This is a genomic window from Psychrobacter sp. PL19, from assembly GCF_017875835.1.
GTDB lineage: Bacteria > Pseudomonadota > Gammaproteobacteria > Pseudomonadales > Moraxellaceae > Psychrobacter.
Genome location: NZ_JAGING010000001.1, coordinates 2,850,765 through 2,866,223, shown reverse-complemented (window position 1 = coordinate 2,866,223; position 15,459 = coordinate 2,850,765). Strand labels below are relative to the sequence as shown.

The window sequence follows — 15,459 nt, the reverse complement described above, 5'->3', positions numbered from 1 at the left end:
TGTGGGAAATTTTCGAAGCCTCTGGAGTGGCGCAGCCACACAGCAAGCGAGTAAATTTTGCCAGCCTTATGAGTTTACGAGCCATATCTATTTTATTTTGAACTGGCTACAGTGGGATCTAACCAGGTATTACCTCAACCATCGTAAGGTTAACTGACTAGGCGGGCTATCACCGTCACTAGCCGTACTGACTACCCCAACCAGCTGGCGTTTCATCAGCTCTAACACCGCGACAAAGCTAACCACCACCCCGATTTTACCTTGCGTTTTATCTAATAGCTGATAAAAGGAGCGGGTGCCATCGCTACTTAGCTGCCTGCTGATACTGGCGATACGATCCGCCAGTGGTACCGCGTCGACCTTAACCGTATGGGCATTCAACTGATAGTCCGGCTGCAATTGCATCTTAAATAAGCTATCAACTAACAAATTAGCCGAATAACTGGGTAGCTCAGCGTTCATAATAGCTTGATTGGGCATACTTACCATTGCTAAGAACACATCACGCTCCAGGCGTACCAGAGTGTCTAAGCGCTGGCTGGCCCCCTTGATTTGCGCATAGGCTTCTAGGCGTTCAATCAGCTCGGCCTTGGGATCACGCTCATCAGTTGGGGTCTGTGGTTTGGGTAATAACAGCTCAGTCTTGATCGCAATCAAGGTTGAAGCCATCAATAGGTAGTCACCCGCCAATTCAAAATGTTCAGTGTCTAGCTCGCTAATATAAGCCAGATATTGCTCAGTAATGGGCAATATCGGCATCTGGGTCAGATCGACATTGTTCTTTTTGACCAGATATAACAAAAAATCCAGTGGCCCAGCAAACTGCTCCAGCCAAATGGCAAACGCTTGCGGCGGCACGTACAAATCTTCCGGCAACTGCTGTACCGGGGTCTGATAGATACGTAGCGCGGTTCGGTCATGCGCATCTGCAGTCACGCTCAAGCGGTTACTTAAGCTTGGCAAGTGGGCGAATACCAATCGCGCGGCGGGTTTTATCCAGCTGCTTACGGCTATGGCGACGGGCCTTGTCTGCACCCATTTGTAATATTTCTTCTAACTGTTTGGGATTGGCCATCAGCTCTAGATAGCGTTCGCGGAATGGCGCAATCTCAGTATTTATCTTTTCAAACAAGGCTTGCTTGGCATCGCCCCAACCAATACCGGCGGCAAACTGCGCGCGCATAGCAGCAATTTCTTCAGCAGTCGCAAAGGCCTTATAAATCTCAAATATGGCCGAGTCATCAGGGTCTTTTGGCTCAGCAGGCAGCTGTGAATTGGTGACGATTTTCATAATCGCTTTATGCATTTGTTTTTCAGGACTGACCTGTGGATTCAGCTCACCAAATAATGGAATGGTATTGCCGTAGCTTTTACTCATTTTACGGCCATCAAGGCCAGTCAGTAAGGGGGTGTCATCATCGACTACCGCCTTGGGTAGGGTAAACAGCGGTTTGTATCTATGGTTAAAAGTACCGGCAATATCACGGGCCATTTCGATATGCTGAACTTGGTCGCGGCCAACCGGCACATGAGTGGCATTAAACATCAGGATATCTGCGGCCATCAGCACCGGATAGCCAAACAGCCCCATAGTGACCCCTTGATCTGGATCAACGTCATTGTCCACATTGATATCGACTGAGGCCTTATAGGCATGGGCACGGTTCATCAGACCCTTGGCACACGAGCAATTTAAAATCCAAGCCAACTCTGGAATCTCTGGCACATCTGATTGACGATAAAAAGTCACGCGTTCAGGATCTAGCCCGCACGCCAGCCAAGTGGCGGCAATTGATTTGGTCGACTCATGAATCACTGCCGGATCATGACAACCGATAATGCCATGATAATCGGCTAAAAAGAAAAACGCCTCATGATCACTATTTTGGATAGCCTCAATCGCCGGGCGAATGGCACCCACATAATTACCCAAATGTAGAGTACCGGTTGGCTTGATACCGGTTAAAATGCGTTTCACTGCCGTCTCTGCAGGGTTATTTAAATCATCAGAAATGCTATTGTCGCTCATGAGAGTTCCGTCTTTAATCTATGGTTGTTTATTTTGCATGAATACTAGGGCTGAGCCAGTTTAAAATAGAATGAGTATGAACATATAGTCAGTATGACTGGGAGAAATTTTCGCAGCCTCTGGAGTGACGCAGTCACACAGCAAGCCAGAAAAATTTATAACAGTAGTGCGCTGACACAAATGTATCTATTTTATTTTGAACTGACTATAGATATCAGTACGACCATTTGGGCCATTTTTAAAGCGGCGATGGAACCACATCCACTGGGTCGGATCAATACGAATCAGCCCTTCCAAAATCTCATTGACCCGGGTGGCATCAGCCACCTCATCATCACTGGGATAATTATCCAGTTCTGGGGTAATGGTCAGATGATAATGCGGGCGCTTGCCTCTGGGCATATTATCAGGGGTTTGCCGATAGGTATGGAGGGCCATCACTGCTGGCTGCCGTCCTGGCTCGCCCACAGTAGATAAGCGCCGGGTGGCGGTGATAGTGGCCGCTGGTACCCCAAAGAATGGGGCCATGACCCCGTATTTAAGACCATAGTCTTGATCTGGTGAGTACCAGACCACGTGGCCGGTCTTGAGAGAATCGACCAAGCCGCGCATATTGCGACTAGAAATTAATTTACCAAAGATAGGGGCCCGACCGTTATAAATAAACCACTCTAATAGCGCGTTATTCTGCGGCCGATACATGCCATCCATCGGGAAGAACTGGGTACATAGCATAGCACCTAGATCCAGTAGGGTATAATGGGCACCCAGTAAAATAACCCCGCGACCCTCATTTTGCGCCTTGACCACATGCTGTAGCCCTGAGATAGAGACCGTACGGGTAAATATATCAGGACGAAACCAAGTGCATAAAGTTTCAAATATGCCAATACCTTGATTGACAAATACCTGCTTGGCCATCAGTTCACGCTCCGCTTCTGGCTTGTCAGGAAAGGCCAATCTGAGGTTAATCAGGGTATCACGCCGCCGCGAGCCGACCATTTTATAGAATAAAATACCCAACTTGCGACCCAGCCAAAACTGCCAACGTAGCGGCAAATAAGCCAGGGGGACAATGATTGCGAGCAGCAGCCACAACGCCCAATATTTGGGCAACAAAAATTGCCATTGAAACGGCATCTTTTTTGCTATTGAGGTTTGCTTGTGAGTCTGGGTAATAGTAGGGGTGCCGACCGGAATAGCGGGCGACTTAGCCTGCTTGCTATTTGACGTAGGCGACGCAGCGTTCGGTGGCGTGCCATTTTGCGCAGCAGACTTACTGGGATCAAATTGTTCAGGCGCTTTCATAATGCGGTTACTGATAAATTAAAAATTATCATAATGATGGCGTAGTAGGGTAAGCTTTGCAAGTCCTATATGGTAGAGCCCCTTTAAAAAGCTCGGTCTAACAAGGCTTGGCTTACTAAAACAGCGCGCTGCTGGGATGCAACTTGAATAAATGTTTTGCCGCCTCTGTCACGCCGGCGAACAGTAGGCAAAAAAAAACCTTATAAGCTGTGACCAACTTATAAGGTTTCGCAAAGCTATTGTTTTATCAGCGACTGCTATAAAACGGTTTTTACCCAATAACTATGGAAAAACCCGTAAACGTAACAGCAAGCCGACAAAAAATAGCTTTGATTAACGTTTCGAGAATTGTGGACGTTTACGTGCTTTACGTAGGCCCAATTTCTTACGTTCAACTTGACGTGAGTCACGAGTCACAAAACCAGCTGCTTTTAGGGCAGGCTTTAAGGTTTCGTCAGACTCGATTAGCGCGCGAGTGATGCCGTGGCGGATTGCGCCCGCTTGACCACTAGTGCCGCCACCAGTGACGGTGACATATAAGTCATAGGCACTGATAGAGTCTAATAATGCTAATGGCTGACGAACAACCATGCGCGAGGTTTCGCGGCTGAAATATTCATCCAGTGGCTTACCGTTAACGACGATGCTACCAGTACCTTTCGCTAAAAAGACACGAGCGGTAGAAGTCTTGCGGCGACCAGTTCCGTAATTGCGTTCCATAAGTGATTCCTTAGATGTCTAGTTCTTTAGGTTGCTGAGCTTCATGTGGATGTTCGTTACCCGCATATAGTTTCAGCTTCTTGATCATCGCATAGCCAAGAGGACCCTTTGGAAGCATACCCTTAACGGCTTTGTGTAGAACATCTTCAGGCTTATGTGCAATCAGCTTGGTGAAGTTGGTTTCTTTAATCCCACCTGGATAGCCACTGTGACGATAATACTTTTTATCTTTTGCTTTTTTACCCGTTACCGCAACTTTTTCAGCATTGATGACGACAATGAAGTCACCAGTGTCAACGTGCGGGGTAAATGAGGCCTTATGCTTACCACGTAGGCGGTGAGCGATTTGGCTAGCTAGGCGACCAAGGGTCTTGCCGTCAGCATCGACGACGAACCAGTCATGGGTCACTTCAGCTGGTTTTGCACTAAGTGTTTTCATGATAAAACCTTAAATTTAAAATTCGTTGAGAGTTTGTCTGGGAACGGGGCTCTCAAAAAACAGACTGCACATTATAAGCAGTAGCGCCTACGCTTGCAAGCTGCATTGGGGTTTATTTTCGCCCGCTGGTCATTAAATGCTAATGTTTAACGGGTTTTTTGGCGGTTGCTGTATTTGTAGACGCTCTGGTAGACGCTGTTAATGTCCAAGCGGTCAGCATATGTCAGCATTTTTCAGCGTTTTTTAGCATTGTTCGGCATATTGTTAATTTTGGCTACATTATTATGACGATGACAGGCGATAAAGTCCAGCGACAACTTGTCCGACCCTGGTCTGTTTGAGACATTCAAAGTGATCACAAGCTGGCATAGCCAAGTTTTCGTTGCCTGCAACCCCTGCAACCAGGGTCATGGCCAATTCTGCTAACTGGGGGCTGAGATCTTTGTCCGCTTCTAAATAAATAAGGGTCTCGCTGCTGATTAGGGACTGGTTAATCAGAGCCGTTAAGATCGGCTGCCATAAGTCATCGGCATAGGGTGGGTCAATGAACACCATGTCAAACGGCTGCTGAAAGGCTTGATTTTGGCTTTGGCTTTGGCTTTGACTTTGGCTTTGACTTAACACCTGCTCAGCCGCGCCGTGCATGATTTGATAACGCTCGGTAGCAATACCCAGCTGTTCAGCGCTTTGCAACAGCATCTGACTTTGCGCGCGATTGGTTTCGATAAAGCTACAATGCGCGGCCCCACGTGATAAGGCCTCAAAGCCTAACACCCCGCTACCCGCGCAGCTATCGAGTACCCGTGCGCCATGCATATCAGCCAATAACCAGTTAAATAAGGTCTCACGTAAGCGGTCTGGGGTGGGCCGCAAACCGTCGGCCGCAATAAAATTGACACTACGACGCTTAAACTGGCCACCAATGATTCGTACGTTACCAGCGGCTGTTTGCTTGGTGTTTGTAGCCGTTTTATGAGCAGTATTATGAGTGTTTTTAGGCTGCGACTGTTTATGTTTGGGGTGCCGTGAGGCTGACGGTTTTTTCATAGGGTTACTTTCTATATAAATTGATAGACTTTATGAATTGACAGTCTTTATAAATCAATAGACGCTGTAAATTGACAGATTTTATAAAGACCTTATTCAGCTGCTTGAGACAGCGCGGCGTCCGCCTGTGCTTGTGCCTGTTGTTTTAACTCGTTTGCCTGGTCGCGTCTGATATCGCTAGCGGCTTTGGCCAATGCTTTTTGCTGTTTAATCACTGTCAGCTGATCGGCAGTCGGCGGCAAGATAGGATCGTTCTTACGTTGTAGGACCCAATAATCAAACAGCGCGCGGCCGATAGGGGCCGCCACTGTACTACCGCCACCGCCATTTTCGACCAGTACCGATAGCGCGATTTGCGGCTCTTCGACTGGGGCAAAACCACTGAACCAGGCATGATCCCAGTGGCGTTTATCCAGGGCTGATTTATCGTAGCTTTCACCTTGGGCAATCGACTTGACCTGCGCGGTACCGGTTTTGCCTGCGATACGATAGCGCGAGGTATAGATACCGCGTCCGGTGCCGCCCTTGATAGTATCTTCCATGGCATCATGCATACGTAGCCAGTCGGAGTCCTTACCATTATAGTCAATCTTGCCATCAGGCTTGGTAATGACCTCCACCTCTGCCGCGCCGTCACTACTTTTTAACAGATGAGGAGTAATGTGGTAACCCTTGTTGGCGGTCATCGCAGTGGCATTGGCAATCTGTAGCGGCGTGGCTAAGAAGTAACCCTGACCAATACTGACTGAGATGGTCTCACCCGGTAACCAGCCTCTACCATATCTGTCCTGTTTCCACTTGGGCGAGGGCATAATACCTGATTTTTCATTGGGCAAATCAATGCCGGTCTCTTCACCGAAGCCAAACCGTACCATCCAGTCATGTAAGCGCTGAATACCCATCTCATAGGCCAGTTTATAATAATAAGTATCAACCGACATCACGATAGATTTTTTTAGATCCACCGTGCCGTGACCGCCACGCTTCCAATCTCGAAACCGATGCGAGTCGCCAGGCAGGGTAAAGTAACCGGGATCGTAGATAGTGGTGTTCCAATCGCGTAGACCATAATGGATACCGCCCAAGGCCTCAAACGGCTTGATAGTCGAGGCCGGTGGGTACATGCCCTGTAGCGCACGGTTATACAGCGGCTCGTCAGGGTCATCTCGCAGCGCGTCATAGTCTTTAAAGGAAATGCCTGAAATAAAGGGGTTTGGGTCATAACTGGGATTACTGACAAAGGCCAGTACATCGCCATTTTTGGGGTCGATGGCCACAATCGCGCCGCGGCGACCATCGAGTTGCTGCTGCGCCACCTTTTGCAAGCCATAATCCAGACTCAAGGTAATGTCATTACCGGCAATCGGCGGCTTGGCCTCCAACTGGCGTATGATCTTGCCATAAGCATCAGTCTCTACTGACTGATAGCCGGGTTGGCCGAGCAAAATATCTTCATAAAAGTCTTCGATACCGATTTTACCGATTAGATCGGTACCGGCATAGCGATCCTTATCAATCTTTTGGCTCTCTTTATCGTTAATCCGGCCAACATAACCAATCACGTGGGCAAACAGCTCATCATAAGGGTAGGAGCGGGTCAGCTTGCTTTGAATCGTGACCCCGCGAAAAAAGGGCTTGCGCTCACTAAACTGCGCCACTTGCGACTCGGTCAAATCAATCTTGATGGTGACTGGATCATTCTTACTTTCACTGATCCGTGCCAAAATATTGGTAATGTCGGCATCGGTCAGCGCAAAAATAGGCGCCAGTAAGGTTAGGGTGCGCTTGGGATCTGTTACTTCATCGGGACTCAGCATCGCGGTAAATACCGGCTGATTGTCTGCCAGTAATATGCCATTGCGATCATAGATATAACCCCGGCTGGGCGGCGCTGATATCAGCTTGATGCGGTTATTGTCTGCTTGGGTGGTATATTTCTCGTGAGCATAGACCTGCAAAAAACCATAACGCAATAACAAACCACTCAGACCTATGAACACCAAAACCCCAAAGATGGCGATCCGCTGCATAAAAATGCGGTTGATCTGTTCGGTATCGGGTGCATGCGGTTTGTTCATAAAAGGTCAGTACCTAGAAAAGCAATAGAAGGCGATTAATAAAGATCAATATAAAGGCTGGCAAATAAAAAGGCTGGCAAATAAAAAGGCTGGCGAATAAAAAGGCTGGCGTATAGTCAATCCAATTCAAAAACGATACAGTGCTGCTGTTATAAATTTTTCGCAGCCTCTGTCACGCTTGCGAACAGCAAGCAAGAAAAATTTATAACAGTAGTACGCTGACACAAGTGTATATATTTTTTTCGTAGCCGCTGTCACACCCTGCTATAAATTATAACAGAATAACGCTTATGACGTTGAGTTTAGCCGCCGGATTTAGCCAGGCTGCTGTCAATAACCATTGGCTGACCGGGTAGGTTATTGGTGCTTGATAGGAGACCGCAAAACGTGTCACCAACAGTCACAACTTACCTAGGGTCTAGCGGTGTTAATAGCGAGCAAGTATGCTAATATTAGGCGATTTAATTTGCATTATTGACTAAAGACACATTAACCACCACCATTAACCACCACCGTAGGTCAGGGGTATAAAAAACCATGCTCGCAACTTCAATATGGCAGACATTCGCTGAGCATCCAGAGTTTCTCGCCATGCTGACTATTCCACCAGTAACCGCATTTGTCACCTGGGTGCATGTGTGGATGGCGCTAAAAATGCTGTTCTATCCCATTAAGTTTCGGGGTATTCGCGTACCGCATTTTCCATTCTTTGGCCTACCTGGTATTGGTTGGCAAGGTATTGTGCCGCGCAAGGCTGGCAAGATAGCGGGTGTTATCGTTGATCAGACGCTATCCAAACTGGGCTCGCTTGACGAGTTTTTTCAAGCGATGGAACCAGAGCAGATGGCGGTATTCATTACCGATACCATTGATAAGAATCTTGAAGCTCTGATTGACGAGATTATGCTGGAGCGCTCAGAGACCCTATGGAACAATATTCCTTATGCGCTAAAGCGCCGGATCTATAAGCAAGCGCATCAAGCACTGCCTGGTATCATGAGTTCGCTGGTGATCGACTTGACCCAAAATGTCGAACAACTGGTCGACATGCGGCAAATGATCGTCAATAAGATGGAAAGTGACCGGCGCTTGATGGTCAATATGTTTCTAAAGGTCGGTCAAAAAGAAATTGATTTTATCTGGCATATTAGTGCGCTGATCGGGCTGCTCTTTGGCATCATCCAGATGTTTATCTTTTTGGTCATACCCGTCCATTGGACCGTGCCATTTTTTGCCGCGATCTGGGGGCTATTGACCAACTGGATTGCGATTTGGATGGTGTTTAATCCGGTAGAACCGCGTTTCATCTCATATTTGCAGCTGTTTGCACGCCGTCAGACCTTTCCCTTTATTAGCCTGCAATTGCCACACATAGCGACGTTTCGCTGGCAAGGCGGCTTTATGAAGCGTCAAGAAGAAGTGTCGGTGGTCTTCGCTGAGATCGTGGTCAATGATTTGGTGACTCTAGAGAACATCATGAATGAAATGATGTATGGCGAGCGTGCGGCGCAAACGCGTGATCTTATGAAGTCGCATCTTTATCAGGTGTTAGAGTCGCCCGTGGTCAATACCACCTTGCGTATGGGTCTCGGTCGCCGGGAGTTTGGTCAGCTAAAAAACACCATTCTTGATAAATCTATCATAGCCACTATGGTACCGATGCGTGATCCTGAGCTCAATGAGAGCCGCGCCAGCAAAATATTTGGTCTGTTTCGAGATCGCATTCGGGGGTTATCGCCCCATGAATTTCAAAACCTGTTGCGTCCTGCCTTTCATGAAGATGAGCTGACCTTGATCGTATTGGGCGGGTTAACTGGGTTTTTAGCCGGTTGGTTGCACTTAGTGTTGGTGTTTTTTCCCGCCATGCAATAGGGCATTTATAGGGTGATATTAGTCCTATACATAGCCCGTACAACTCAGATATGCCAGCGCAATAAACTGACGGTAATGTACGCGACTGTAAGTGCATTAAACGATACAATTAAGTCACCAAATTATACTATCAAGTTACCAAACACTAATAACCGCTATACCTGCATCACTACTGGGCTCTTTTAAAACCATTAAATGGCCCAATCCATAACTGTAACGTATTAAGGTAAACAAGGTTAGACCGTATGTTAATAACAGAATTAGGTTATTTTGCCTTGCTGGCCGCTTTTGTATTGGCGATTTTGCAAGTGGTATTACCAACCATGGGCGTCATGCGTGATCAAATCGCCTTGCAGCGTCTCGCACCTAGCTTGGCTTGGGCGCAATTTGCAGCGATGATAACGTCATTTAGCGCGTTAATGGCCGGCTTTTTTTATAATGACTTTAGCCTAGTCTACGTCACACAGCACTCCAATACCTTGTTGCCTTGGTACTATAAGTTATCGGCGACTTGGGGCGGGCACGAAGGCTCGCTGTTGCTTTGGATGACCATCATGGCCACCTGGTGCGCGCTGGTATCGTACTTCAGTCGCGGTCTACCGCTGTCAATGCGGGCGCGAGTACTCGTTATTCTAGCCGCTGTACAGCTGATGATGCTGGCGATGATGATCTTTACCTCGTCACCATTTGATCGTACCTTGCCGAACTTAGCAGTCGATGGGGCTGATCTAAACCCAGTACTACAAGATTTTGGTCTGATCATTCACCCACCGATGCTGTACATGGGTTATGTGGGTATGGTGGTGCCGTTTGCGTTCTGTATGGCGGCATTGTGGGAAGGGCGCTTGGATGCGGTATGGACGCGCTGGTCACGTCCGTGGGCACTTGCTGCTTGGGGTTTTTTGACGATTGGTATCGCCTTGGGCTCGTGGTGGGCCTATTACGAGCTTGGCTGGGGCGGTTGGTGGTTCTGGGATCCAGTAGAAAACGCGTCGTTATTGCCTTGGCTGGCAGGTCTAGCCTTGCTGCACTCTTTAGCGGTGACCGAAAAGCGTGGTGTATTCAAAGCATGGACCATCATGCTGTCAATTTTTGCCTTTGCGCTTAGTTTATTAGGGACGTTTTTGGTGCGCTCAGGGGTTATTACCTCGGTGCATTCATTCGCCGCTGATCCGACCCGTGGTCTAGTGATTTTAGCCATTTTAGGGGTGATCGTGGGTAGTGGCTTATTGATGTTCGCGTTTCGTGGCTGGCGTTTGACGGTCGAAAGTCAGTATCAACTGATTTCACGCGAGTCGTTTTTGGTGATGAACAACGTCATCATTCTAATATCCACTTTAGTCGTGCTGTTGGGTACCCTATATCCTATTATTGCTGATGCCTTTAATTTAGGTCAGGTCTCGGTAGGAACCCCTTACTTTAATGCGTTATTTGTACCCTTGACCTGGTTGCTGTTATTTGCAATGGGCATGGGCTCTAATATTCGCTGGAAACAAGACAAGCGTCCATTATTGGGCGTTGGGATGGTCGTGGCTGCCAGTAGCTTGCTGTTAGCAGCTATTATTACTTACTTCGTCAATCCGTCGTCCATGCTCAATATCGGCGTGACTTTATTAGTCAGCTTTTGGGTCCTATTTTGGATGGTGGTCGACTTTAGAGATAAGACCAAAAATGCGCCAAACTTCTTTAAAGGCTTGCGTCAATTACGCCTCAGCTATTGGGGTCAGCAAACCGCCCATATTGGGGTAATTATCGCTGTGATTGGGGTGGCCTTTACCAGCAGCTTAAGTATTGAGCGTGACGTGGCACTGGGTGTCGGTGACACGGTCAACGTGCAAGGCTACGACTTTGAACTTGCTGACTTCCGTAAAGTGCAAGGCAGTAACTTTGATGCGGTACAAGCGCAAGTGGACGTCACCAAAGATGGTAATCCGGTAGCCACCTTGTATCCTGAAAAACGCACCTATATCATCAGTATGATGCCGATGACTGAGGCCGCAATTGATGCCAGCTTGATGCGTGATGTCTATGTCGCATTGGGTGAGCCTATTTCCGCAGACAGTAACCAATGGGCCGTACGTATCTACGTCAAACCCTTGATTCGCTGGATATGGCTAGGGGCGATTATTATGGCCCTCGGTGGTTTAATAAGCATGCTGGACAAACGCTATCGCCTCAAAAAGACCAGGGGTTCAGACCAGGTTGCTGATAATACGGTTGCAAGCAGCATTACGGGTAGCGAAATACCAGTGACCGCGACGGGGGAGAAATAATATGACTACCCCCGACAACAGCCCTGATTTTAAAGGCGGCCAAAATGGCCAGCGTAATAACAGTCAGGGGGTCAAATGATGAAACAAAACCAACTCAAAATATGGTTTTTAATCCCGCTGATCATATTTATGGGGTTAATCGTTATGCTATATATGCGCTTGGGCAAACCGACAGATATCGTCACCAATACCGCTCTGGAGCGTCCGGTGCCGACTTTTGAGCTGCCGTTATTAGCAGATACCACCCGCACCATGACCAATGACAATCTGCCTAATGAGCCGTTTTTAATGAATATTTGGGGCTCTTGGTGTCCCACCTGTATCGTCGAGCACCCCTTTTTGATGGCGCTCGAAGAACGCGGGATCAATATCGTTGGGGTAAATTACAAAGACGATATTGGTGACGCGCTCAGTTATCTAAACCAGCGCGGCGACCCATTCTCCATGTCTATTCAAGATTTGTCTGGGCAGTTTGCCTTAGACCTAGGGTTAACCGGCGCGCCTGAGACCTTCATTGTCGATGGCAAAGGTATCATTCGCCAGCATATTGTTGGTGAAATCAATGAAGCCAATTGGCAGAGTCGTATTACCCCGTGCTTGAGCCTGCTCAATGAAGCGAGTAAGAACAACGGCGATCCTGATCCCAGTCAGGTTGAGGAGATGTGCAAATGATAGCGGTTCAAGCAAGAGCGCCACAGTCAAAAGCCACTGCAGCCACGGTTTTGAGGCTATTAGTTTCAAGGCTATTAGGCCTAATGCTGGCATGTGTGCTGAGCATCACCTCATACGCGGCTATTAACGTCTATGAATTTGATTCCGTTCAGCAAGAAGCCCAGTATCGCGGCATGATCGAAGAGCTGCGTTGTCCAAAATGCCAAAACCAAAACTTGGCCGGTTCTGATGCGCCGATCGCCCAAGATCTCAAACAAAAAACTTATGACCTGATTAAAGATGGTCGTAGTGATGGAGAGATTCGGAACTACATGCAAGATCGCTATGGTGACTTTATCACTTACAACCCACCCGTGCGTCCATCGACCTGGATACTTTGGTTCTTTCCACCATTATTATTACTCTTTCTCATTATTGGCTGGTTTTGGCAGAGCAAACGCCGTCAAGTTAGCGCCCGTGGCCAAGATGGCGTAACGGTTGATAGCGCTGTCGAAGCCCTGACATCTGCGGAGCAGGCCCAGCTTGATCGTCTGTTGTCGCGCCCTGATAACACTGATCTTGACATCACAAGCACCGAGGACAAAAAATGACCCTATTCTCTACTGTTGGCTTATTTATTGCCTTAAGCTTACTCATTGCTCTATTACTGGCGGTTATTGTCATTATGCCGTGGTTGCGTGCCGCCCGCGCCCCCGAAAAACCACTAGACAATAAGCTGCTAGACATCAACGTGGCGGTATTTCGTGAGCGACTAGCAGAACTCAAAACCGACAAAGACAGCGGTACTATCGATGACAGCCATTATCAAAACCAAAAGCTCGAGCTTGAGCGTCAGCTATTAGATGCCCAGCGCCAAATCGCGCCGATGGTTGTTCCTGGTATTAAAAGTCGCATAATCATTACTATTGGTGTGCCAGTATTAGCCGCGATGGCTTATTTATTGATTGGTGACCGCACGCCGGTGTTTGATCTGTGGGCTGCTGAAGACAAGGTCGGTCAAGTGGCTGATGACCTATTAACCGGTAAGATTGATCAGCCGCCAGAGTGGGCGATTGAAGACAGCCGTCAGCTGATTACCGCGATGCAGACCAACGTCCACCGTAACGCGAGTGACCCCGATCGTTGGATGCGGCTGTCAGAGCTGTTCTTATCGCTAGAAGCGACAGATTCCGCGCTAGAAGCCTTGTCTCGTGCCTATCGGTTATCACCTGATAACGAACAGATTGCCACCACCTATGCTCAGATTAGCTTTTTTACTAATGAAGGCCAGCTAGATGCTACTAGCCGCCGAGTACTACAAGACGTACTGGCCAAAAACCCAGAGCACGAAGGCGCACAAATGCTAATGGCCATGGGCGAGGCACGGGGTAGTAACTTTCAACAAGCCCAAGGCTGGATTCGCCGCTTGCGTGCCAGTATCGAGGCCAAGCCCGGCGATCATACTCAGGCATTGGCAAGTTTGGACGAGCTGAGCGCTAATGTCACGGTACAACAGCAGCAAGCGGCTGCTGGTATCGACGTGACCATAACCATTAATGCCAGCTTATTGCCATTGGTAAAAGGTGATGACGTGTTATTCGTCGCGATTCGTGATGTCAAAGGTGGCCCACCCTTTGCCGCCAAGCGTTTGCCTATTAGCGTTATCCAACAAGGTCAAGCCAATATCAGTCTCAGCGATCTGGATGCGATGATGCCAGAGCGCACGTTAAAAGCGGCTCGTGCTGACCAAGTTCAGTTAGCGGTAGTGGCGCGTATCAGCCATAGTGGCAATGCACTGGCCGAGTCAGGAGATCTATCGGGTAATCCAGTGGTGATCAGCCCGGACCAAAACCAAGTCAACGTGACTATTAATCAGCAAGTGCCCTGATTAACAAGCAAGCTATGTTCTATGCTCCGCGCTCTGTGCAAAACAAAAGAGCGTGGTTTATAGCAACCTGCTACGGGTAGCATTTTTTTCGCTGGCTGTTCGCAAGCGTGACAGAGGCTACAAAAAATCCATACCAGCAGCAGGGGGTCTTTTCTAACTTGGATCTACCCTAGCAAGCCAGCAAGCCGGATCAAATAAGCGCTATAACCCAGTTCTAAGTGTTATAGCGTCATAACAACATCATTATATAGCCACATAGCCTCTGATAATTTACCTAATATACCAGCGCCGTAGTTGCTTTCTACGGCGCTTAATAGTAGCCAGTGAACAGATAAGTCATGGTAACTTACCGCATCAAGACTAAAAAAACTTGAGATTTTTAAAGCCACAAGGTAAGGTAAGCCTCGTAATTGGCCAATCCCTAAGTTTTATTTATCCTAAAATCCCATATATTGAGGAGAGTCGTGTAATGATGCGTATTATTTTGCTAGGTCCACCAGGTGCCGGTAAAGGTACTCAAGCTCAATTTATTTCTAAACAATATGATATCCCGCAGATTTCAACCGGTGATATGCTACGTGCGGCCATTAAAGAAGGCAGCGAGCTTGGCAAGCAAGCCAAAGGCATTATGAATGCTGGTGGTTTGGTGTCTGACGACCTGATCATTAACTTAGTAAAAGAACGCATCGCTAAGCCTGATTGTATCAATGGTTGTATTCTTGATGGTTTTCCGCGTACTATTCCTCAAGCCCAAGCGCTTGCTGACGCTGACGTCACGATTAATCATGTGGTCGAAATCAGTGTGCCGGATGATGAGATTGTCAAGCGTCTATCGGGCCGCCGCCAGCATTCAGACTCAGGTCGTGTGTATCACATCGATCACAATCCACCCAAGCAAGAGGGTATCGATGATGTCACTGGCGAAGCGCTTATCCAGCGTGAAGACGATAAAGAGTCTACTATTCGTGAGCGTTTAGCGACCTATCATCAGCAGACTTCAGCCTTGGTTGGTTTTTATCAAGACAAAGCCCAACAAGATGGCAATGCTGGTAGTAATGCTCCTGGCTATGACAAGTTTGATGGTACTCAGTCTATCGATGAGGTTAAAGCACAAATATTAGCCGCTCTACAAGGCTAAGCATTGGTAGCCAACG

The 15,459-nt window shown here is 47.9% G+C and carries 13 protein-coding genes; 6 read left to right on the top strand and 7 right to left on the bottom strand.

The annotated features are described in order from the left end of the window. Positions 1-129: 129 nt before the first annotated feature. The 7 genes from H4W00_RS11325 to mrdA form a co-directional block, all read right to left on the bottom strand. The gene (locus tag H4W00_RS11325; protein ID WP_209958303.1) at positions 130-942 is read right to left on the bottom strand and encodes a segregation and condensation protein A; all 813 of its coding nucleotides are present in this window, start codon (positions 940-942) and stop codon (positions 130-132) included. Positions 943-946: 4 nt separating this feature from the next. Further along, positions 947-2,029, bottom strand: coding sequence for a tryptophan--tRNA ligase (locus H4W00_RS11320; protein WP_209958300.1), 1,083 nt, complete (start codon positions 2,027-2,029; stop codon positions 947-949). 186 nt (positions 2,030-2,215) lie between these two features. After that, complete coding sequence (locus tag H4W00_RS11315) at positions 2,216-3,337, bottom strand: LpxL/LpxP family acyltransferase (protein ID WP_209958298.1); 1,122 nt, start codon at positions 3,335-3,337, stop codon at positions 2,216-2,218. Between the two features lie 333 nt (positions 3,338-3,670). After that, a complete protein-coding gene (gene rpsI / locus H4W00_RS11310; RefSeq protein ID WP_209958296.1) occupies positions 3,671-4,057 on the bottom strand; it encodes a 30S ribosomal protein S9 in 387 nt (128 codons plus the stop codon). 10 nt (positions 4,058-4,067) lie between these two features. Continuing rightward, on the bottom strand, positions 4,068-4,496 hold the full coding sequence (rplM, locus tag H4W00_RS11305) for a 50S ribosomal protein L13 (RefSeq protein ID WP_209958293.1): 429 nt from the start codon (positions 4,494-4,496) through the stop codon (positions 4,068-4,070). A gap of 282 nt (positions 4,497-4,778) precedes the next feature. Beyond that, positions 4,779-5,543, bottom strand: coding sequence for a 16S rRNA (guanine(966)-N(2))-methyltransferase RsmD (gene rsmD, locus H4W00_RS11300; RefSeq protein WP_209958291.1), 765 nt, complete (start codon positions 5,541-5,543; stop codon positions 4,779-4,781). Between the two features lie 92 nt (positions 5,544-5,635). Beyond that, entirely contained in the window at positions 5,636-7,621 is a 1,986-nt protein-coding gene (gene mrdA, locus H4W00_RS11295) for a penicillin-binding protein 2 (RefSeq protein WP_209958289.1), read from the bottom strand. A gap of 537 nt (positions 7,622-8,158) precedes the next feature. Between mrdA and H4W00_RS11290 the strand changes: the two genes are divergently transcribed. From H4W00_RS11290 to adk, 6 genes are all read left to right on the top strand, one after another. Next, a complete protein-coding gene (locus tag H4W00_RS11290; protein WP_209958287.1) occupies positions 8,159-9,493 on the top strand; it encodes a hypothetical protein in 1,335 nt (444 codons plus the stop codon). Positions 9,494-9,738: 245 nt separating this feature from the next. Further along, on the top strand, positions 9,739-11,766 hold the full coding sequence (locus tag H4W00_RS11285; RefSeq protein ID WP_334684963.1) for a heme lyase CcmF/NrfE family subunit: 2,028 nt from the start codon (positions 9,739-9,741) through the stop codon (positions 11,764-11,766). Positions 11,767-11,841: 75 nt separating this feature from the next. Continuing rightward, complete coding sequence (locus H4W00_RS11280; protein ID WP_334684962.1) at positions 11,842-12,438, top strand: DsbE family thiol:disulfide interchange protein; 597 nt, start codon at positions 11,842-11,844, stop codon at positions 12,436-12,438. 83 nt (positions 12,439-12,521) lie between these two features. Beyond that, positions 12,522-13,028: a cytochrome c-type biogenesis protein gene (locus tag H4W00_RS11275; RefSeq protein WP_327193134.1), complete on the top strand. Its 507-nt coding sequence runs from the start codon at positions 12,522-12,524 to the stop codon at positions 13,026-13,028. Beyond that, the gene (gene ccmI / locus H4W00_RS11270) at positions 13,025-14,305 is read left to right on the top strand and encodes a c-type cytochrome biogenesis protein CcmI (RefSeq protein ID WP_209958283.1); all 1,281 of its coding nucleotides are present in this window, start codon (positions 13,025-13,027) and stop codon (positions 14,303-14,305) included. The genes H4W00_RS11275 and ccmI overlap by 4 nt, the downstream gene beginning before the upstream one ends. Before the next feature lie 472 nt (positions 14,306-14,777). After that, positions 14,778-15,443 carry an adenylate kinase gene (adk, locus tag H4W00_RS11265; RefSeq protein ID WP_209959214.1) on the top strand — a complete coding sequence of 222 codons (666 nt, stop codon included), beginning with the start codon at positions 14,778-14,780 and terminating at the stop codon, positions 15,441-15,443. The last annotated feature ends 16 nt before the right edge of the window (positions 15,444-15,459 follow it).